Below are 19,742 nucleotides of genomic sequence, written 5' to 3'. Positions count from 1 at the left end.
AAATGTGAGCTTAAAATCGTCTCTGGCGCGGAACTGGCCGTGTAACCTCAAAATGTGAGGTTAACTCCGCGTTCGGTACTACGAGATGTCACCAGATGGCCGCTTGCTGCAGTTGGGTGACCGTTGGACGCAGCCAGATGACCGTCAGATGACTTGCCTTGCGCAGCTGAGTGACCACCGCATACAGCCGATCAATCGCCCGGAGCCGTATGCACGCCGCACAATTGGCTCATACTGGGGGAGATGCTCAGATAAGCTAGAGAAGAGCGTGACTCTCTCAAGGAAGGCGGCGGCGAGATGGCGGACGGGAGGATGGAGCGCACCCGGGAACCAGGTCAAGCAGCGCTAGCGGGCTCACGAGCAGCGCAAACGGGTTCACGCGAGGCCAGGCGAGGGCAGCATGAAAGCGTCGGATCGCGCAGGCGGCGCCGAGCCGCTCGCCAAGCGCGCGGCGGGGTGGCGGGCAACAGCATCCTGCTGGTGCTCGGGGCGTTTGCCATTGCGGCGAGCTTTAATCTGTTTTTGCTGCCCGCGGGCATCGCATCCGGCGGCGTGGCGGGCATATCCATATTGGTCGAGCGTTTGACCGGCCTCGCGCCGGCTTATACGCAGTGGGGCGTCAACCTGCCGTTATTCATCGCCGGCTGGCTGCTGCTCGGACGCCGCTTTGCCTTGCGCACCTTGCTCGGCTCGGCGGTGCTGCCGTTATTCGTGCTGCTCACGCAAGGATGGTCGGACTGGTCACCGACCGCCGATCCATTGCTGGCGGCGCTCTACGGCGGGATCGGCGTCGGGCTGGGCCTGGGGCTGGTGTTCCGCGGCCGCGGCTCGACCGGCGGGCTCGATCTGGCCGCGCAGATGCTCAATCGCTACACTGGCCTGCGACTCGGGCTGGCGGTGGCGTGCTTCGACGGGCTCGTCATCGCAGCGGCGGGAGTTGTTATTTCTCCGGAGAACGCGCTCTATGCGCTGATCGGGCTGTTCGTCACGAGCAAGACGATCGACATCATGCAGACCGGACTTGCGGTGTCCAAGGTGGCCTTCATTATCTCGCAGCATACGACGATGCTGAGCGGAGCCATCCTGCACGAGCTGGACCGCGGACTAACCCGACTGGACGCCCACGGCGGCTATACCGATACGGCCAAGGAAGTGCTGATGGTGGTGGTCGGACAGAGCGAGGTGCCGAAGCTGAAGGCGCTTGTCAAGTCTGTCGATCCGCAGGCCTTCGTCATCATCAGCAACACGGCCGAGGTTGTGGGCGAAGGCTTCGCGCGGGGCGAATAAAGCGAAAAAGCGGGTTGAATTTATATTCAATAATATGTATAATAATTCAATAACGCAGTACCGATTCGGCATTGCGACCCCCGGGCCCTCCGCAGCGGCGGGCCTTCTCTCGTATTGCCAGGAAACATTCGCGATGGGCGGTTTCCTCGATACTCGCCATCGTGTACAATAGAGGTTCAGGGACTACCTTCGATAGGAGCGAGTTTTTATGCATACCGAACTTAGAGCGGCCATCGTCGGTTCCACCGGCTATGGCGGCGTAGAATTGATTCGATTGCTGGCGGCGCATCCGCGCGTTGCCGTGACCTCGGTGATCTCATCCTCCAGCAGCGGCGAGCCGATTGCCAAGGGCTACCCGCACTTGACGGAGATCCGCACCGACCTGCTGGACGGCGTCGATCCGGGCGAGATGAGGGCGAAGGCCGATGTCGTCTTTCTCGCCACGCCGGCAGGCGTCGCGTCCAAGCTCGTGCCGGCGCTGCTGGACGAGGGGCTCAAGGTGGTCGACCTGTCTGGCGATCTGCGGCTGAAGTCAGGCGAGCTGTACGAGACGTGGTACGGCAAGCCACCCGCCGAAGCGCGCTATCTGGAGCAGGCAGTGTACGGCATGTGCGAATTGTATGGCGAACAGGTGCGCGGACGCGAGCTGATCTCCAATCCGGGCTGCTACCCGACTGCGACGCTGCTCGGACTGGCGCCGGCGGTGGCAGAGGGCTGGATCGATCCGGATACGATCATCATCGATGCCAAGTCCGGCGTCTCCGGAGCGGGCCGCGGCGCGAACCTGAGCACGCATTACGCAGAGACCAACGAGAATTTCAAGGCGTACAAGGTGAACAAGCATCAGCATATTCCGGAGATCGAGCAGACGCTCTCCCAGCTCGCCGGCCGTCCGATCGTGACGACGTTCACGACCCATCTCGTGCCGATGACGCGCGGCATTATGAGCACGATGTATGCCAGGCTGACGGAGCCGCGCGCCGAGCAGGAGCTGATCGAGCTGTACCGCCGCTATTACGAAGGGCGCCGGTTCGTGCGCATTCGCGAGGCGGGCCAGTGGCCGGCGACCAAGGAAGTATGGGGCTCCAATTACTGCGACATCGGCTTCGCCGCAGACGCCCGCACCGGCCGCTTGACGATCGTCTCGGTCATCGACAACCTGGTGAAGGGCGCGGCCGGCCAGGCGGTGCAGAATCTGAATCTGGCGATGGGCTGGGACGAGACGCTCGGACTCGACTTCGTGCCCGCCTATCCCTAACCCGCATCCGACAAAGGAGAATGATTGCGACAATGGCATCTCGCACTGATCTTGCTTATACCGTAATTGACGGCGGGTCGATCACGACCCCCAAAGGCTTCAAAGCCGGCGGCTTGCACTGCGGCCTCAAAAAAACGACGCGCCACGACCTGGGCGCCATCGTCTGCGAGGTGCCTGCCGCCGCCGCTGGCGTCTATACCTTGAATCAAGTGCAGGCGGCGCCGCTCAAGGTGACGAAGGAAAGCGTCGGCGAAGCCGGCACGCTGCGGGCCGTGCTCGTCAACAGCGGCAATGCCAATGCTTGCACCGGAGCCCAGGGCGAGGAGGACGCCTACCGCATGCGCGACGACTTCGCCGCGCAGCTCGGCGTGACGCCGCATCAGGTCGCAGTGGCGTCCACCGGCGTGATCGGCGAGACGCTCAAGATGGACCGCGTGAGCAGCGGCATGGCGGAGCTGCCGGCCCGACTGGCGGCGACGCCGGATGCGGCGGACGACTTCTGCCAGGCGATCCTGACGACCGACCTGGTGGAGAAGTCGGTATGCGTCGCGCTCCCGATCGGCGGCAAGACCGTGCATATCGCCGGCGCGGCCAAGGGCTCGGGCATGATCCATCCGAATATGGCGACGATGCTCGGCTTCGTCACGACCGACGCGGCCATCGGCAGCGAGCCGCTGGCGGCGCTGCTGCGGCAGGCGACGGACGTGACCTTCAATATGATTACCGTAGACGGCGACACGAGCACCAACGACATGCTGCTGGCGATGGCGAGCGGGCTTGCCGGCAACGAAGCGCTGAGCGAGGCGCACCCAGACTATGCGGCGTTTGCGAGCGCACTCATCTATGTGTGCGAGGTGCTGGCCAAGGCGATCGCCCGCGACGGCGAAGGCGCCACCAAGCTCGTCGAGGTCAAGGTGCGGGGCGCCCGCAGCGACGCATCGGCGCGCGCGATTGCCAAGACCGTGATCGGCTCCTCGCTGGTGAAGTCGGCCGTCTTTGGCGCCGATGCCAACTGGGGGCGCATCATCGCCGCCGTCGGCCGGGCGGGCGAGCCGATCGATCCCGAGACGATCGATATTCGCATCGGCGCGATCGTGACGCTGGAGCAGTCGCGGCCGGTCGCCTTTGACGAAGAAGCGGCGCTGGCGTATCTCAAGGGCGATACGGTGGAGATTCACGTCGACCTGCATGTCGGCGAGGGCGAGGCTGTGGCGTGGGGCTGCGACTTGACCTACGACTATGTGCGGATCAATGCCGCTTACCGGACCTGATGACGGGCGGCAGCCAGAAGAGGAGAGCGGACGGAACATGGACACGAATCAACGGTTTGTGATGAAATGCGGCGGCAGCACGCTGGCTGCCTTGCCGCAGGCGTTTTTTGCGGAGCTGCGCGCGCTCCAGGAGCGCGGCACGCGCCCGGTCATCGTGCACGGCGGCGGGCCGGCGATCTCGGAGACGCTGACCCGGCTCGGCATCGAGTCGGGCTTCGTCGGCGGTCTGCGCGTCACGACCGAGGCGGTGCTGGACGTCGTGGAGATGGTGCTGGCCGGACGCATCAACAAGGAGATCGTGCGCAAGATCGGCCAGAGCGGCGCGCGCGCGCTCGGGCTGTCCGGCGTGGACGGCGGATTGATCGCGGCCCGTCCGGTCGCCAACGCGGACGAGATCGGCTATGTCGGCGAAGTGACGGCGGTCAACGCCGAGATCATCGAAGGCATCATGGCGATGCAGTACATCCCGGTCATCGCGCCGCTGGGCATCGACCAGGCGGGACAGCGCTACAACATCAACGCCGACACGGCGGCCGGAGCGGTCGCCTCCCACCTCGGGGTGGAGCGGATGATCGTCGTCACCGACGTGCCCGGCATCCTGAAGGAAGAGGGCGGCGAGCGCCGCGTGCTGGAGACGGTGACCGTCGCGCAGATCGAGGAGATGATCGCCTCCGGCGACATCTACGGCGGCATGATTCCCAAGGTACGGGCAGCCGTGCAGTGCATTCAGGGGCAGGTGCGGGAGGTCGTCATCGTGAGCGGGACGGAGCCGGGCGTGTTGACGCGGGCGCTGGACGCAGGCGGCGTCGGCACGCGCATCGTGCGAGCTTAGAGGAGAGGCGGGGATTGAGGATGAGCAATGACGTGAACAAGGAAAGCGCGCTGTTTCCCACCTATGCCAGGTATCCGGTGGCGATGGTGAAGGGCGAGGGCAGCTGGTTGTGGGACGATCAGGGCAACAAGTATCTGGACTTCATGTGCGGACTGGCGGTGACCAATCTCGGGCATGCGCCGAAGCCGGTGCGGGATGCGCTGACGAAGCAGCTCGGCGAGCTGTGGCATGTGTCCAATCTGTTTCATATTCCGCAGCAGGAGGAAGCCGCTCGTCTGCTGACGGCGCATAGCTGCGCCGACGCAGTGTTCTTCTGCAATTCGGGCGCAGAGGCCAACGAAGCGGCGATCAAGCTGGCGCGGCGCTACCACAGCCAGGTGCTGGGGAGCGGGCGGCATGAGATCATCACCTTCGACAATTCCTTCCACGGCCGGACGCTGGCGACGCTGACGGCGACCGGTCAGGACAAGGTGAAGGAAGGCTTCGCGCCGCTGCCGGAGGGCTTCCGCTATGTGCCGTTCAACGACGGCGCCGCGCTCGAAGCGGCGATCGGCGAGCGGACCGCCGCCGTCATGATCGAGATGGTGCAGGCCGAGGGCGGCGTGCACGAGGCGGATCCGGCCTTCATGCACCTGCTGCGCAAGCTGTGTGAGCAGCACGGGCTGCTGCTGATCATCGACGAGGTACAGACCGGCATGGGCCGTACGGGCAAGCTGTTCGCGCACGAGCATTACGGACTCGAGCCGGATATCTTCACCGTCGCCAAAGGGCTCGGCAGCGGCTTCCCGGTCGGCGCCATGCTGGCCAAGGCCAAGCTGCGCGAAGCGTTCGGTCCGGGCAGCCACGGCTCGACCTTCGGCGGCACGCCGCTGGCGGCCACCGCCGTGCTGGCGACGGCGCGCACGATCATCGGCGACGACGTGCCGGCCAAGGCCGCGGAGGCGGGGGCGTACTTGAGCGCGCAGCTGCGCGAGCGGCTGGCGGGCAATCCGCTCGTCAAGACGATCCGCGGCAAGGGACTGCTGATCGGCATCGAATGCACGCAGCCCGTCGGCGATTGGGTGACAGCGGCGCGCGAGCGCGGCTTGCTCGTCGTGACGGCGGGACCGAACGTCATCCGGCTGCTGCCGAATCTGCTGATCACGCGCGCGGAGATCGATCAGGCGGTCGCCACGCTTTGCGGCGTGCTGGCCGAGCAGGCTCAGACCGCAGCGACGCAAGCCTGATTCGCTTCAATAACAGAATTTCGCCTTATATGACTTTTATTTTTTCATAAAGGAGTGAACGCATATGACCCAAACGATCAACGAAGAATTGGCGCTCAGCCTGAAAGGACGGGACTTCCTCGGATTGGCCGACTTCGCGCCGGACGAGGTGCGTTACTTGATCGATCTGGCCATCGACCTCAAGCGCCGTCAGCTCGGCGGCGAGCCGCATCAGCCGCTCAAGGGCAAGACGCTCGGCATGGTCTTCGAGAAGTCCTCGACGCGCACGCGCATTTCCTTCGAGGTGGGCATGTATCAGCTCGGCGGCCATGCGCTGTTCCTCAGCGGCAACGATCTGCAGATCGGCCGCGGCGAGACGATCTGGGATACCGGCCAGGTAATGTCGCGTTACCTCGACGGCATTATGATCCGCACGTTCGAGCATCGCAAGGTGGTCGAGCTGGCGCGCGCGGCGACGATCCCGGTCATCAACGGGCTCACCGACATGTCGCATCCGTGCCAGGCGCTGGCCGACTACCAGACCGTGCTGGAGCACAAGGGGCGGCTGGCCGGGCTCAAGGTCGCCTACATCGGCGACGGCAACAATATGGTGCATTCCCTCATGATGGGCGCGGCCAAGCTCGGCATGCACTTCTCCGTGGCGACGCCGGAGGGCTACGAGCCGTCGGAGGGCATCGTGCGCAGCACGAAGGAGAACGCCGCCGAGACGGGCTCGCGCATTCACGTCTGTCACGATCCGCGCGAGGCGATCGAGGACGCCGACGTCGTCTACACCGACGTCTGGGCGAGCATGGGCTTCGAAGCGGAGCAGCAGGAGCGCGTCCGCGCGTTCGCGAACTATCAGGTCAACGAGGAGCTCGCGCAGTATGCCAAGGGAGACTATCTGTTCATGCACTGCCTGCCGGCGCACCGCGGCGAGGAAGTATCCGAGGGCGTCATCGACGGCGAGCACTCGATTATTTTTGATCAGGCGGAGAACCGTCTGCACGCGCAAAAAGCAATCATGGCTGCCATTATGTAAGCACGGGACACGTGACTGCACTGCAAGCATAAAAGATGGGAACGGTTATCTTGAAAAAGGAGCGATTAGCTGAACATGGCAAAGGATAAAATTGTACTGGCCTACTCGGGCGGACTGGACACCTCGGTCATCCTGAAGTGGCTCAAGGAAACGTACGATGCCGAAATCATCGCCTTCACCGCCGACATCGGGCAGAAGGAAGAGCTCGACGGTCTGGAGGAAAAAGCGCTGGCCACTGGCGCATCCAAAGTCTATATCGACGATCTGCGCGAGGAATTCGCGCGCGACTTCATCTATCCGATGTTCCAGGCGGGGGCGCTGTACGAGGGACAGTACCTGCTCGGCACATCGATTGCCCGCCCCTTGATCGCCAAGCGGATGGTCGACATCGCCCGCGCCGAGGGCGCGATTGCGATCGCTCACGGCGCCACCGGCAAAGGCAACGACCAGGTGCGCTTCGAGCTGGGAGCGGCAGCGCTCGCGCCGGACATCGGCGTGATCGCGCCGTGGCGGATCGAGGCATTCCGCGAGCAATTCCCCGGCCGGGCGGAGATGATCGCTTACGCCGAGCAGCACGGCATCCCGGTAACGGCCTCGGCGGCCAAGCCGTACTCGACCGACCGGAACCTGCTGCACATCAGCTTCGAGAGCGGCATGCTGGAGGATCCGTGGTATGACGCCTCGGCCGAGGCGGACCGCGGCATGTACGTGCTGAGCGTCTCCCCGGAGGAGGCGCCGGATGAGGCCGAATATGTCGAGCTGACCTTCGAAGCGGGCGAGTGCACGGCCGTCAATGGCGAGCGGATGTCTCCGCTGGCCGTGATGGACACGCTCAACGAGCTGGGCGGCAAGCACGGCATCGGCCGCGTCGACATGGTGGAGAATCGCTTCGTCGGCATGAAGAGCCGCGGCGTCTACGAGACGCCGGGCGGCACGATCCTGTTCACCGCGCACCGCAAGATGGAGTCGCTGACGATGGACCGCGAGGTCATGTATTTGCGCGATTCGCTGATCGCCAGATACAGCGCGACCGTGTACAACGGCTTCTGGTTCGCCCCGGAGCGTCTGGCGATGCAGGCGCTCGTCGCCGAGAGCCAGAAAAACGTCACCGGCATCGTGCGTCTGCGGCTGTACAAGGGCAACGTCATCGGCGCCGGCGTGCAATCTCCGGTCAGCCTGTACAACCCGGACATCGCCACGATGGAAGCGGACCCGTCGCAGGCGTACGACCAGGGCGACGCGACCGGCTTCATTCGCCTCAACGCGCTGCGGCTCAAGGTATCCGCAGGCGTGGAGCAGAGCCGCGACGGCAAGTGAGTGATGAAGCAAGTCAACTGAGTGAAGTATGGAAGGAACTGCTGGGTTCGGTTGGCTGCTAAGTGCGGGTGGCCGAGCCAGCGCCGGGCCAGCGGCGCCTCCTCCTGCGCAGAGAGCCAGTTGCGCCAAGCCAGATGCGCTGAGCGAGATCGGCTAATTGGATTCGCTAAGGTGGATATGCGGAGTGAGGTGTGGCTAATTGGATTCGCTGAGATGGATATGCGGAGTAAGGTGTGGCTAACGGTTGCCAGCGTGCTTATTTGGACGAATATTGGAGTTTTACTGAGCTAACGGTTGTGAGAAGCGTTATTTCACCAGATTTAGTCGTTTTCGAGCTATTATAAGGAAATAAGCGCTGTGGTAACCGTTAGGTTCGCAAATCGTTCATTTGGACAAGGATAGCGTCTGTGGCAACCGTTAGCGGCACGTGATTGTGATACGTTTGGTGATTTTGTTCATGGAGCTGTTAAGGGCGGCCATCGCGGCGCCTGGAGAGAAGGAGTGTGTGCAGTTGAGCAAATTATGGGGCGGCCGGTTCACGAAAAAAACCGACCAGCTGGTGGAAGAATATACCGCTTCGATCGCATTCGATCAGGCGCTGGCCGAGGAGGACGTGCAGGGCAGCCTGGCGCATGTGACGATGCTGGGCAAGCAGGGCATCCTGTCGGCTGACGATGTGGATACGATCAAGGACGGCCTGCACCGGGTGCTGCAGCGCATTCGGCGCAACGACCTGGAGTTCTCCGTGAGTGACGAGGACATTCACATGAACATCGAAAAGACGCTGATCGAGGATATCGGCTCGGTCGGCGGCAAGCTGCATACCGGCCGCAGCCGCAACGACCAGGTCGCGACCGATATGCACCTTTACTTGCGGAGGCGGGTCGTGGAGTTCGTGCAGCTGCTGGCCAAGCTGCAGGAGGCGCTCGTCGGACAGGCCAAGGCCAATCTCGACACGATCCTGCCGGGCTATACGCACCTGCAGCGCGCCCAGCCGATCCTGTTCGCGCATCATCTGATGGCGTACGTCTCCATGTTCGGCCGCGATATCGAGCGGCTGCAGGATAGCTACAAGCGGATCAATACGCTGCCGCTTGGCGCCGGGGCGCTGGCGGGTACGACGTTCCCGATCGATCGTCATTTTGTGGCCAAGCAGCTCAACTTCGATCGTGTCTACGAGAATAGCCTGGACGCCGTCAGCGACCGCGACTTCATCCTGGAATTCCTCTCGGACGCGTCGATTATTATGATGCACCTGTCGCGGCTGAGCGAGGAGCTGATCCTCTGGTCGAGCACCGAATTCCGCTTCATCGAGCTCGACGACGCCTTCTGCACGGGCAGCAGCATCATGCCGCAGAAGAAGAACCCGGACGTCCCCGAGCTCGTGCGCGGCAAGACCGGACGCGTCTACGGCAATCTGATGGGGCTGCTAACCGTGCTCAAGTCCCTTCCGCTGGCCTACAACAAGGACATGCAGGAAGACAAGGAAGGCATGTTCGACACGGTGAAGACGATGCAGGGCGCGCTGCAGCTGTTCGCCCCGATGATCGCCACGATGAAGGTGAGCAAGGAGCGGATGCGTCAGGCGGTCAACCAGGACTTCTCCAACGCCACGGACATCGCCGATTTTCTCGTCGGCAAAGGGCTGCCGTTCCGTCAGGCGCACGAGATCATCGGCAAGACGGTGCTCTACTGCATCCAGGAGGGCAAGTACCTGCTCGATCTCAAGCTGGAGGAATTCAAGCAATTCTCGCAGCTGTTCGACGAACGAATCTACGAGGTGCTGCAGCCTGAGCAGGTGGTCAATGCCCGCAACGTTTACGGCGGCACGGCGACTGTTCAAGTCAGCGACGCCATCGGACGCGCCGAGTCGGAGCTGGCGCTGGTCGCCGATTGGGTGGAGACGCACGCCGAGCGGCAGTAGCTTTTTTTCGCGGCGAGCTGCGGGCACTTGGCCGCTTGTACAGGGCCACTGCATAAGGCCAGTTGTACAAGGCTACAGCTATAGCGAGTGCCTCTTGGGCAATTTGCGAAATCAATGTCCGATGCGGGCCGTGTATCCGCACAACATGACCCGGAAGCCAAATGCAATGCATCTGGCTACCGGGTTATTTGGTCTGGCGGGGCTCCTGCGGATGTCTGTGCAAGTCAGGCTAGCGGTTGCCACAGCGCTTATTAAGCTGATATTTGGTGGAATATCATTCTAACGGTTGCAATCGTGCTTAATTTGCTGAATTCGCTTGTTTTTAGGCATTTTTGAGCAAATAGGGGCTGTCACAACCGTTAGGATTTAAAAGAGGCAATTTGTGCCCCTTTAGCGACTGTGGCAACCGTTACAATTTTATCGAGCGGATACGAGGCCTTTTACCATTACGACGAGGGTCTCGTACGAATTTGCACACGTGCATGGCGTGCCGGAATCCTGCATGTGATATCGCTATCGTATTGTCATGCTGCGAGGGGATTGGGCTAGCCGATAGGTGCGGTAGCGCTGGTTGCCGCTGGCCACGACGAGCAAGTTGTTGGCGACCAAGCCTCGCAACACGATCCTAGTCCGATTTTCGGAAAGTTGCAAATGCGCGGCGAGCTCGCCAGGCTCGAACGCCATCATTTTTCGTCGCGCATACCGAAGTGTCTCCGCCTCGGCCCAACTCAGCCCCTCAGGCGCTTGCAGCGATAAAAATTTCCCGACGAGGGAGAGCGCCAGTTGTTTACACAACTCGGGATCTTCTCGAATCGACAGATAGGCGATCGGAAGGAAGTACCAATTATCCAGTACAAGTAGCGCTTGTTTCATACATAGATCCTTGAAGCGGCCTGCTTCGACATCTCGCGCATGGGAGCGGTACCCGTGAATTTCGATGCACGCTTTGACGTCGCCCGGCAGGTAAGCCAGATCGAGATAGCGGTAGCCGTTATTATAATCGCGACATTCATATTCCGGATAGAGATGGTCGAGGCTCCCTATGGCTGGGAACCAGATGGTACGCAAAAACTCGACCGTGCCATGACCCAGTCCGCTGCGAAGCATTTCCCTGCGTCTTCCTCCGTCTTCAGCAGCAATTTGACGCCGCAACCATTCTTCATAAACCTCTTCAAATGAACGCATCGTGTTGACCTCCCAGGCGGCCTAGCAAACAAAAAGCCGCTTCAACACAAGCAGCTCGCAAGGAGCGGCCTCATGTTAAAGCGGCATGTGCTTCACGCCGATATTTTGATTTAAAAGTACCATACTTTGGCATCGGATTCAACCGCACTATTATGGGATTCAACCGAGCTACTACAGGGGTACTCTGGCACAGGATTCATTTGCACTTTAGTATCGGATTCAACCGGCACTTTAGTATGGGATTTACCGCAGTTTGGCAAAGGGGTTGCCACACTCAACCGCGTTTTCGCCGCCGCAGCATGCGCGGCGCCCACCAATTCCATTTGCCGAGCAGCCGCATCATCGAGGGGACGAGCACCATCCGGACGATCGTGGCGTCGATCAGGATGGCCAGGGCGATGCCGACGCCGAGTTGCTTGACCGGCATGACGCCGGTGAAGGCGAAGGCGCCGGTAATGACGATCATAATTGCGGCAGCGGAGGTGATGATTTTGCTTGTATGCGTCAGTCCTTCCAACGTTGCCCGGTCGTTGTCGCCGCTCTCCTCATAGATTTCCTGCATGCGTGAGATGAGGAACACCTCGTAGTCCGTACTCAGTCCGAAGACGATGCTAAAAATGAAAATCGGAATAAACAATGCGATTGCGCTGGGCTCCATCCCGAAGTGCCCCTCCTGAAACAGCCAAACGAGTATGCCGAATGTAGCGCACAAACTAAGCGCGTTCATCAAAATCGCCTTGAGCGGAATGAGCACCGAGCGAAAAGCAAGGAACAAAATGATATAGGTTGCCCCCAAAATGAGCGCCAGGCTGTACCCGACCTTGGCTGCAATTTCGTCGAAAATCTCCTGATTAAACTTTGGATATCCGCCGATCTGAACCGGGATGTCCGCCATCCTGTCGTCATGCGTGCGCACCCACGCCTTCGTCTCCGCATCGTTAGGCCCGCTCGTCAGCTCGATGCGCAGCAGCGCCAGATTGTCGCGCATCAGTCTCTCGAGCGCAGGCGCGAGCTGATGGGCGGACTCCGGGCTGCCGGCAAGCGCCAGCCACTGCTCGGGAGTGAAGGGCGTGCCGGAGGGCGAGGTGAGCACCGATTGCACCTTGGCCACCTGGTTGTCCTCTGTCAGCTGCGTGTGAAGGCGGTAGAGACGCGACAACGCTCCCTGATCCGGCAGCGTCGTAAGCGACTGCTTACTCTGGCGCATGTCCGCGCCACCCTGCCCGTCCAAGCGAGCAAGCATCAACACATGCGCCGCGTCCGGCTCCAAGAAAATCTGCTCGTAGCGCTCGTACGCGGTGCGGGAGTCATAGTGCGGCGGCAGGGCGTCCGTATCCGGCACCGACAGGACCATATTGCGGACAGGGACGAGACAGATGAGCAGCAGAGCGAAGGCGCAGATCGCCATCAGCAGCGGCCGGCGCATGACCATCCGGGAGAAGCGAATCCAGCCGCTCTCGCGCCCGGCGGACGCATGGTGAATCGTAGCTGCCGGGTCGTCGGAGCCAATGTCAAGCCGCTGTGGCCGTCTCGCCCGACGCACCATTAGCCGGTTGACGCGATCGCCGAGGAGGGCAAGCAGGGCCGGCAGCAGCGTGAGCGCCGCAAGCATCGAGAGGAATACGACCGTCATGCCGCCGATGGCGATGACCTGGAAGATGTCCACTCGAATTACGGCCATTGCGGCAAGGCCGACAAACACGCACAGTCCCGAGAACAGAATCGATTCGCCTGCGGTCCGAACGGTCTTGCGCACGGCGGCTTCCGTGCTGCCGCGCGCCAATTCCTGGCGAAAGCGATTGACGAAGAGCAGCGCAAAATCGATTCCCAGCGCCAGTCCGAGCATGACGACGACATTGAGCAAAAAGATCGATAATTGGATCTGCATACCGAGAAAATACAGCAGCCCCATCGTGACCGCCACGCTGACGACGCCTACGAAGAGCGGCAGCGCGGCGGCGACCAGTCCGCCGAAGGCCAGCAGCAGGACGAGCATCGCGACCGGCAGGCCGATCATTTCCGCTCGCGCCAGATCCTCCTGCGAAGCGGTGTTGAGATCTTGCTCGATGACCGGGGCGCCCGTCAGCGCCACCGGCACGCCTTCTGCCGCCAGCCCGGTTACCGCGCCGCGCACCGCGCTGATCGCGGGCCCCATATCGCGGGAAGGCACCGCAAAGCCAAGCGCCAAATACGCGACGCCGTTTTTGGCCATCGTTGGATCGAGGCGCAGCCCTCCCGCGGGATAAGGCCCGGCGGCGTCGCGCAGCCCTTCGAGTTCGAGCGCCATGACGCGCTGCGCGGTCTTCGCCACGTCCTCGCGCAGCTGCGCTTCGTCGCCGTGCGGCGCGCCGTCCAGGACGAGCAGCAGCGTGGAGGCGTATACGCCGAATTTCGCTTCCAGAATTTCATTGACCTGCGCATAAGAGCCGTCCATGACGAAGCCGTTGCCCTTCAAGACGGACGGCAGCTGTACGGCGTAGTAGGCCAGTGCCAGCACGAGGATCAGCCAGAGGGCGATGACCGTTTTACAATAGCGAGTGCAGCCTTTTCCCAATGCATCCAGCCAGCTTTTCAATACGAGCACGCTCCAATAATTCGCATGTCAGCGTGCAGTTGCAGCCGCGCTGTCATGTGATGGGTCTTATCTGTTATCGTATACGAAAGTGCAGCGTCAGGCAATGAACGTACTGTTCGTTTTGTTAATCGTTAATCCAGGGAACCTTTAACCGACTTAAACGTCTGCTTGGGGAGTCCGTGCTAGACCGTGCGCCCAGCCCGCACACGTCTAAATCCGCGCCCAGGCAGCGCTGGCCCATATCCGTGCTAGGCCGCGACCGCCTCGCTCACTCCGTAACACCGCGCACGTCCGCATCCTCGTCCGCCTGCTCCTCATGGGCAAAGCGCAGCGTCAGCTCGATTAGCTCGGCACGGCTGCCGATTCGCAGCGGCGGGCCCCAGAATCCGTAGCCGGAGGAGACGATGGCATGGAGCGAGCCTTTGCGCAGATAACCCCAGTCGAGCTCGAACAGCCGCCGCGTGATGAGATGATTGGGCGCGAGCTGGCCGCGGTGCGTGTGCCCGGACAGCATCACATCGACGCCGGCCGCCGCCGCTTGATCCAGGTGGTACGGCTGGTGGTCGAGCAAGATGATCGGCGCGCGGGGATCGACGTCGGCTAGCAGGCGCTCGAGCGGCAGACGGCCGCCGCCGAAGCGCGGCGCGTCGGCGCTGCGATCCTTGCGCCCGGAGATGTAGACGCCTTCTGCGACGCGCACGGTGCGATCGAGCAGCATCTCCACGCCGGCTTCTTCCTGCATGAGCCGGGCAAATTCGTCCGGCTGGCCGCCGATATATTCATGATTGCCGAGAACCGCGTACACCCCGTACTTCGCCTTCAGGCCGCGCATCGTCGCGGCCATTTGTTGTTCCACGAATGGGCGCAGATCGTCGTCGAGGATGTCCCCGGGCAGCAGGATCAGCTCCGGCTGCAGCGCATTGACCCGCTCGACGAAGCGGCGCAGCTGCCGATTGCGCATGATCGTCCCCAGATGCAGGTCCGAAGCGACGACGACGCGGAGCGAGCGCAATTTCCCCGCAGGCTTGGCAATCGATGCTTCGTAGCGGCGCACGACCGGGCGCCACGCCGCGAGCGAGCCCAGGATCAGAACGGCGAGCAGCGCGCCGACCACAATCCAGCCGAGCAGCGGCACAGACGTCGATGCGGGCACTCCGGCCAGCCTGAGCGCGAGCGCAGCCAGATCGGCGAGCGGCAGCAGCAAGACGGCGTACATCAGCAGACCGAGCCAATACGAGCCGACGACCTTGAGCATATAGAATACCGGATAAGGGAGGTACCGCTCGAGTACCCTGGCCAGCACGTACGCCAGCGCCACGAGTGCCAGCAGCGGCCAATAGACGCCCTGCGGCAGGCCCGCTTGCAGCGCTTCGAGGAACCACCACCCGTGCAGACCGATATAAAAATGGAGCGCGGCAAACACTAGCGTAAACAGCAAAATAAGCATAAGAGCACGACGGGACATATGGCAGGATCAGCTCCTTTGGCGAGATGACGAGACATCGGCTAATCGTATCGTACACGACAGCATGCAGGCAGGCAAGCAAGCCAAACTGGGTGCGGCCAAGTCAAGCGGCGTTAATGGTTAACCTTGCCAATGGTTCGCGCCGTTAAGCATTCAAGCGGTCAACTGTCGCTCGTCGGTCGCCTGCTGAATGGACGCCGGCCTGCCACCGACTGGCTACGGATTGGCCACCGACCGGCTACCAATCGCCAACTGGTCGGCATTCTTCGGATAATATCGAAAGTTTGTGGGATACAACCGCCGGGCGGGCAGCGCTATAATGGCGGTGTATCGGTTTTATCGGCGTGAAACGAAGGGATGATAGTCATGAACGAAGCGCAGGAGATCACGCATGAAACGCCTTATATTTCCATAGATGCAACGGTCATGCGCGCCAACATCGCCCGCATGGCCGAGCTCGCGCGCGCGCGCGGCGTGACGCTGCGGCCGCACATCAAGACGCATAAAATTCCGGCCTTTGCGCTGGAGCAGCTGCAGGCGGGCGCAGTCGGCATCACGGTCGCCAAGCCGGCGGAGGCCGAGGTGATGGCGGAGGCGGGCATTCGCGATATTTTCATCGCCTATCCCGTCGTCGTGCCGTCCAAGATCGACCGGGTGCTCGCGCTTGCGCGCAACATCGAGCTCGCGGTCGGCGTCGACAGCGCCGCCGGAGCGGCGCTGCTGTCCAAGCGCGCTGCCGCGGCCGGCATGACGCTGCAGGTGCGGCTGGAGCTGGATACCGGGCTGCGCCGCACCGGCGCGCAACTGCACGAGGCCGTCGAGCTGGGCCGCACCATTGCGCTCATGCCGGGCCTGGAGCTCAGCGGCATCTTCACCTTCAAGGGCGCGGTGCTGCGCCAGCAGGCGACGCTGGATGTCGCCGCGGCCGGCAAGGAAGAAGGCGAGTTGATGGTGCAGGCCGCCGAGCGGCTGCGCGCCGCAGGCGTCGGCATCCGGCACGTCAGCGTCGGTTCGACGCCGACGGCGGCTGCGGCCGCCGCGGTGCCCGGCGTGACCGAGGTCCGTCCGGGCACGTATATTTTCAACGACCGCATGCTCGAGCGGATGGGCGTATGCAGCGCGGACGACTGGGCGGCGCGGGTGCGCGTGACCGTCGTCAGCGTGCCGGCCCCGAATCGGGCGGTCGTCGACGGCGGCAGCAAGACGTTCGCCACCGATGTACAGCCCGGTAATCCGCCGCTGAATCTGGAAGGCTTCGGGGCCATCCTCGGGCATCCGGATGCGGTGCTGGAGAAGATGAACGAAGAGCACGGCATGATTCGCAGCGCCGCGCCGCACGGCTGGAGCGTCGGCGATACGCTGGATATCGTGCCGAATCATATCTGTTCGACAGTGAATCTGCACAATGCCGTATGGCTGCGCGAGCCGGGCGGCGACCGCCGGATCGCGGTGGCCGCGCGCGGCATGCTGAGCTGACCGAAGGAGGCACAAGACCACTATGCTGGATCTACTCATTACCAATGGGAAAGTCGTCGACGGCACGGGCAACCCGTGGTTCCTCGGCAATGTCGGCATCAAGGACGGGACGATTGTCAAGGTCGGCCGCTTCGAGCAGGAGGCGGCGCAGGTCATCGACGCAGGCGGACAGATCGTCTCGCCCGGCTTCATCGACGGCCACTGCCACTCCGATCTGCTCGTACTCGACCAGCCGCTCGGCGCATTCAAGCTGCGTCAGGGCGTGACGACCGAGGTCGTCGGCAACTGCGGCCTCGCGCCGGCGCCCTATCTCAAGCAATCCGCCGAGCTGCTCAAGCAATATGTCGGTCCGGTCATCGGCACTACCGACTGGGAGTGGCCCTGGTCCACAATCGGGGAGTACATCGCCGAGCTCGACCGGGCCAGCGCGGCGGAGAATGTCGCGACCTATGTCGCGCACGGCGCGCTGCGCATCTCGGTGATGGGCTTCGCCAATCGCCCGGCGACCGCGCCGGAGCTGGAGCAGATGAAGCAGCTGCTCGAGGAAGGGATGCGGGCCGGCGCGATCGGGCTCTCGATCGGCCTGCTGTATGCGCCCGGCAGCTACACCGGCCGCGAGGAGCTGGCCGAGCTATGCCAGGTCGTGGCTCGGCATGACGGCCTGCTGGCGACCCATATTCGCGGCGAGGGCAACAACCTGCTGCCCTCGGTCGAGGAGGTCATCTGGATCGCCGAGCAGAGCGGCGTCGCGCTTCACATCAGCCATCTCAAGGCGGCAGGCGCGGCCAACTGGGGCATGATCGAGCACGCCATCGACCGCATCGAGGCGGCGCGCGCCCGCGGCATGGACGTCACCTGCGACGTCTACCCGTACAATGCAGGCTCGACGATGATGACGACGATCCTGCCGCCGTGGACGCTGGAGGGCGGCATCGAAGCGACGCTGCTGCGGCTGCAGGATCGCGCCGTGCGGCAGCGCATCAAGCAAGAGCTGCGCGAAGAGCAGCGGGATTGGGACAACCTGATCGCGTCGACCGGCTGGCAGAGCGTCTATATTTCTTCGGCCTCGACCGAGGCCGGACGGGCGCTGGAGGGCATGCACATGCTCGATGTGAGCGCGCGGCTCGGCCTGGAGCCGGAGGACGCGATGATGGAGCTGCTAGTGCAGGAGCGGGGCGCGCTGTCGATCGTCTACTTCCATATGGCCGAGCAGGACGTCGGGCGCGTCGTGCGCTACGACAAGGCGCTGATCGCCTCCGACAGCCTCGGCTGCGTCACCGGCAAGCCGCATCCACGCTCGTACGGCACCTTCCCGCGGCTGTTCGCGAAGTACGTGCGCGAGGACAAGGCGCTGTCCCTGGAGCAGGCGGTGCGCAAGGTCACCTCGTTCCCGGCGGCGCGCTTCAAGCTCGGCAAGCGCGGGCTGCTGCTGCCGGGCTATGCGGCCGACCTGACCCTGTTCGATGCGGAGGGGATCCGCGACCGCGCCGACTACCAGGACCCGGCCCGCTATCCCGACGGCATCGGCGGCACGATCGTCGGCGGGCGCCCGACCTTCGAAGGCGACCGCCCGACCGGTCAGATGGCCGGCCGCTTCATCGCCGCCTGCCACCATGTCGGCTGTACCCACACTCATTCTTAGGAGGCTATTATGCTGAACATCACCAGACATCCGCAGAATCCGATCGTCGTGCCGGGCAAGTATGAGTGGCGCAAGTCCACCGTATTTAATCCGGCCGTCATTATCGAGGACGGCAAATTCTACATGATCGAGCGCACGGCCGGATCACTGACCCCGTGCAAAAACTACCTGGGCCTGCTCGTCAGCGACGACGGCGTCAATTTCACCCACGTCAAGGACGAGCCGGTCGTAACGCCGGATCAGCTCGGCTTCCCGTACGGCAGCGTGCAGGATCCGCGCGTCGTCAAGATCGACGATACGTTCTACCTGAATTACGCCTTGCGCCCGTGCGCCATGAACTATTACCCCAACGGCTACGGCCTGCCCGAGCGTTCGATTCCGACGTATCCGGACGGCTGGGGCGAGCAAGAGGGGCACTGGCTGACGCGTTCGGGCATCATGACCTCCAAGGATCTGGTGAACTGGGAGTACCTGTGCGACACGACGCCGCTGGAGATCAACGACCGCGACAATATTCTGTTCCCCGAGAAGATCAACGGCAGATACGTGCTGCTGCGTCGTCCGGAGGAGTACGTCGGCGAGCAGTACGGCACCGAGCGCGCGGCGATGTGGATCACCTATTCCGACGATCTGATGACGTGGGACGAGCCCAAGCTGCTGGCCAAGGCCGGAGAAGGCGAGTGGGAGCAAAAGAAAATTGGCGGCTCGACACCTCCTGTCAAGACCGATAAGGGCTGGCTGGTGCTGTACCATGGCGTCGATTTCAATTCCATCTACCGGGTCGGCGCGCTGCTGCTCGATCTGGACAACCCGGAAAAAATCATTGCGCGCACGGACAACTTCATCATGGAGCCGGAGCCGTATTACGAGAAATTCGGCTTCCAGGTGCCGAACGTTATTTTCCCGACCGGCAACGTCGTCAAGGACGGCCTGCTCTACATTTACTACGGCGTCACCGACACGGCCATCGCGCTCGCCACGGTGCCGCTCGACGAGATCGTCGACTACGTTTTGAACGAGCCGAAATAATCCGCGCGCGATCCGCCCTGTCTGGAAATGCGTCTGGACGGGCGGATCCCCCTTCTTGCGCCATTGCAAACGATTGCAAAAATGGGTTCCCATAAAATCGTCGCAACTTGTCGCCAACTTACTTAAAAAAGTCGGACATAATCATAGATTCCTGGGATATAGCAAACGATATCAGCACGATATAATACAAGCATGATAATTTGGTGGCAGTAATTCTCCCGCGAAGTTATCATA

Annotated in this window: 14 protein-coding genes; 11 read left to right on the top strand and 3 right to left on the bottom strand. The window is 62.4% G+C overall.

The window, feature by feature from the left end:
- Positions 1 to 456: 456 nt before the first annotated feature.
- The 8 genes from IDH44_RS11450 to argH all read left to right on the top strand — a co-directional run bounded on the left by IDH44_RS11450 (position 457) and on the right by argH (position 10,136).
- Positions 457 to 1,287 (top strand): YitT family protein, encoded by an 831-nt coding sequence (locus IDH44_RS11450; RefSeq protein ID WP_317890162.1) that lies wholly within the window; start codon positions 457 to 459, stop codon positions 1,285 to 1,287.
- Between the two features lie 208 nt (positions 1,288 to 1,495).
- Positions 1,496 to 2,545, top strand: coding sequence for an N-acetyl-gamma-glutamyl-phosphate reductase (argC, locus tag IDH44_RS11445; RefSeq protein WP_190917756.1), 1,050 nt, complete (start codon positions 1,496 to 1,498; stop codon positions 2,543 to 2,545).
- A 32-nt stretch (positions 2,546 to 2,577) separates the two neighbouring features.
- Positions 2,578 to 3,816 (top strand): bifunctional ornithine acetyltransferase/N-acetylglutamate synthase, encoded by a 1,239-nt coding sequence (gene argJ / locus IDH44_RS11440; protein WP_190917755.1) that lies wholly within the window; start codon positions 2,578 to 2,580, stop codon positions 3,814 to 3,816.
- Between the two features lie 37 nt (positions 3,817 to 3,853).
- Entirely contained in the window at positions 3,854 to 4,648 is a 795-nt protein-coding gene (gene argB, locus IDH44_RS11435) for an acetylglutamate kinase (protein ID WP_190917753.1), read from the top strand.
- 20 nt (positions 4,649 to 4,668) lie between these two features.
- Positions 4,669 to 5,874: an acetylornithine transaminase gene (locus IDH44_RS11430; protein ID WP_190917751.1), complete on the top strand. Its 1,206-nt coding sequence runs from the start codon at positions 4,669 to 4,671 to the stop codon at positions 5,872 to 5,874.
- A 64-nt stretch (positions 5,875 to 5,938) separates the two neighbouring features.
- The gene (gene argF / locus IDH44_RS11425) at positions 5,939 to 6,895 is read left to right on the top strand and encodes an ornithine carbamoyltransferase (RefSeq protein WP_190917749.1); all 957 of its coding nucleotides are present in this window, start codon (positions 5,939 to 5,941) and stop codon (positions 6,893 to 6,895) included.
- Between the two features lie 75 nt (positions 6,896 to 6,970).
- Entirely contained in the window at positions 6,971 to 8,212 is a 1,242-nt protein-coding gene (locus IDH44_RS11420; RefSeq protein WP_190917747.1) for an argininosuccinate synthase, read from the top strand.
- 511 nt (positions 8,213 to 8,723) lie between these two features.
- Positions 8,724 to 10,136: an argininosuccinate lyase gene (argH, locus tag IDH44_RS11415; protein WP_190917745.1), complete on the top strand. Its 1,413-nt coding sequence runs from the start codon at positions 8,724 to 8,726 to the stop codon at positions 10,134 to 10,136.
- 513 nt (positions 10,137 to 10,649) lie between these two features.
- On the opposite strand, the gene IDH44_RS11410 is transcribed toward argH, so the two are convergent.
- From IDH44_RS11410 to IDH44_RS11400, 3 genes are all read right to left on the bottom strand, one after another.
- Positions 10,650 to 11,321 (bottom strand): transcriptional regulator, encoded by a 672-nt coding sequence (locus IDH44_RS11410; protein ID WP_190917743.1) that lies wholly within the window; start codon positions 11,319 to 11,321, stop codon positions 10,650 to 10,652.
- Positions 11,322 to 11,595: 274 nt separating this feature from the next.
- Positions 11,596 to 13,905: an MMPL family transporter gene (locus IDH44_RS11405; RefSeq protein WP_397326764.1), complete on the bottom strand. Its 2,310-nt coding sequence runs from the start codon at positions 13,903 to 13,905 to the stop codon at positions 11,596 to 11,598.
- A 259-nt stretch (positions 13,906 to 14,164) separates the two neighbouring features.
- Entirely contained in the window at positions 14,165 to 15,361 is a 1,197-nt protein-coding gene (locus tag IDH44_RS11400) for a metallophosphoesterase (RefSeq protein ID WP_190917740.1), read from the bottom strand.
- Between the two features lie 366 nt (positions 15,362 to 15,727).
- Here IDH44_RS11400 and IDH44_RS11395 point away from each other — a divergent pair, with 366 nt between their 5' ends.
- Genes IDH44_RS11395 through IDH44_RS11385 form a run of 3 tightly spaced genes read left to right on the top strand, consistent with a single transcriptional unit; the run spans position 15,728 to position 19,508 of the window.
- A complete protein-coding gene (locus IDH44_RS11395) occupies positions 15,728 to 16,837 on the top strand; it encodes an alanine racemase (RefSeq protein WP_190917738.1) in 1,110 nt (369 codons plus the stop codon).
- Positions 16,838 to 16,859: 22 nt separating this feature from the next.
- Positions 16,860 to 18,479, top strand: coding sequence for an N-acyl-D-amino-acid deacylase family protein (locus tag IDH44_RS11390; RefSeq protein WP_190917736.1), 1,620 nt, complete (start codon positions 16,860 to 16,862; stop codon positions 18,477 to 18,479).
- 12 nt (positions 18,480 to 18,491) lie between these two features.
- On the top strand, positions 18,492 to 19,508 hold the full coding sequence (locus IDH44_RS11385) for a glycoside hydrolase family 130 protein (protein ID WP_190917799.1): 1,017 nt from the start codon (positions 18,492 to 18,494) through the stop codon (positions 19,506 to 19,508).
- Positions 19,509 to 19,742 lie beyond the last annotated feature (234 nt).

The organism is Paenibacillus sabuli (assembly GCF_014705605.1).
GTDB lineage: Bacteria > Bacillota > Bacilli > Paenibacillales > Paenibacillaceae > Paenibacillus_D > Paenibacillus_D sabuli.
The sequence above is the reverse complement of the archived record's forward strand: the minus strand, read 5'-3'. Positions and strand labels throughout refer to the sequence as shown.

Bases quoted from the DNA above. Each gene is read 5' to 3' on its own strand.
- argC (WP_190917756.1), top strand. From the start codon at position 1,496: ATGCATACCGAACTTAGAGCGGCCATCGTCGGTTCCACCGGCTATGGC.
- argJ (WP_190917755.1), top strand. From the start codon at position 2,578: ATGGCATCTCGCACTGATCTTGCTTATACCGTAATTGACGGCGGGTCG.
- argB (WP_190917753.1), top strand. From the start codon at position 3,854: ATGGACACGAATCAACGGTTTGTGATGAAATGCGGCGGCAGCACGCTG.
- IDH44_RS11430 (WP_190917751.1), top strand. From the start codon at position 4,669: ATGAGCAATGACGTGAACAAGGAAAGCGCGCTGTTTCCCACCTATGCC.
- argF (WP_190917749.1), top strand. From the start codon at position 5,939: ATGACCCAAACGATCAACGAAGAATTGGCGCTCAGCCTGAAAGGACGG.
- IDH44_RS11420 (WP_190917747.1), top strand. From the start codon at position 6,971: ATGGCAAAGGATAAAATTGTACTGGCCTACTCGGGCGGACTGGACACC.
- IDH44_RS11410 (WP_190917743.1), bottom strand. From the start codon at position 11,321: ATGCGTTCATTTGAAGAGGTTTATGAAGAATGGTTGCGGCGTCAAATT.
- IDH44_RS11400 (WP_190917740.1), bottom strand. From the start codon at position 15,361: ATGTCCCGTCGTGCTCTTATGCTTATTTTGCTGTTTACGCTAGTGTTT.
- IDH44_RS11395 (WP_190917738.1), top strand. From the start codon at position 15,728: ATGAACGAAGCGCAGGAGATCACGCATGAAACGCCTTATATTTCCATA.
- IDH44_RS11390 (WP_190917736.1), top strand. From the start codon at position 16,860: ATGCTGGATCTACTCATTACCAATGGGAAAGTCGTCGACGGCACGGGC.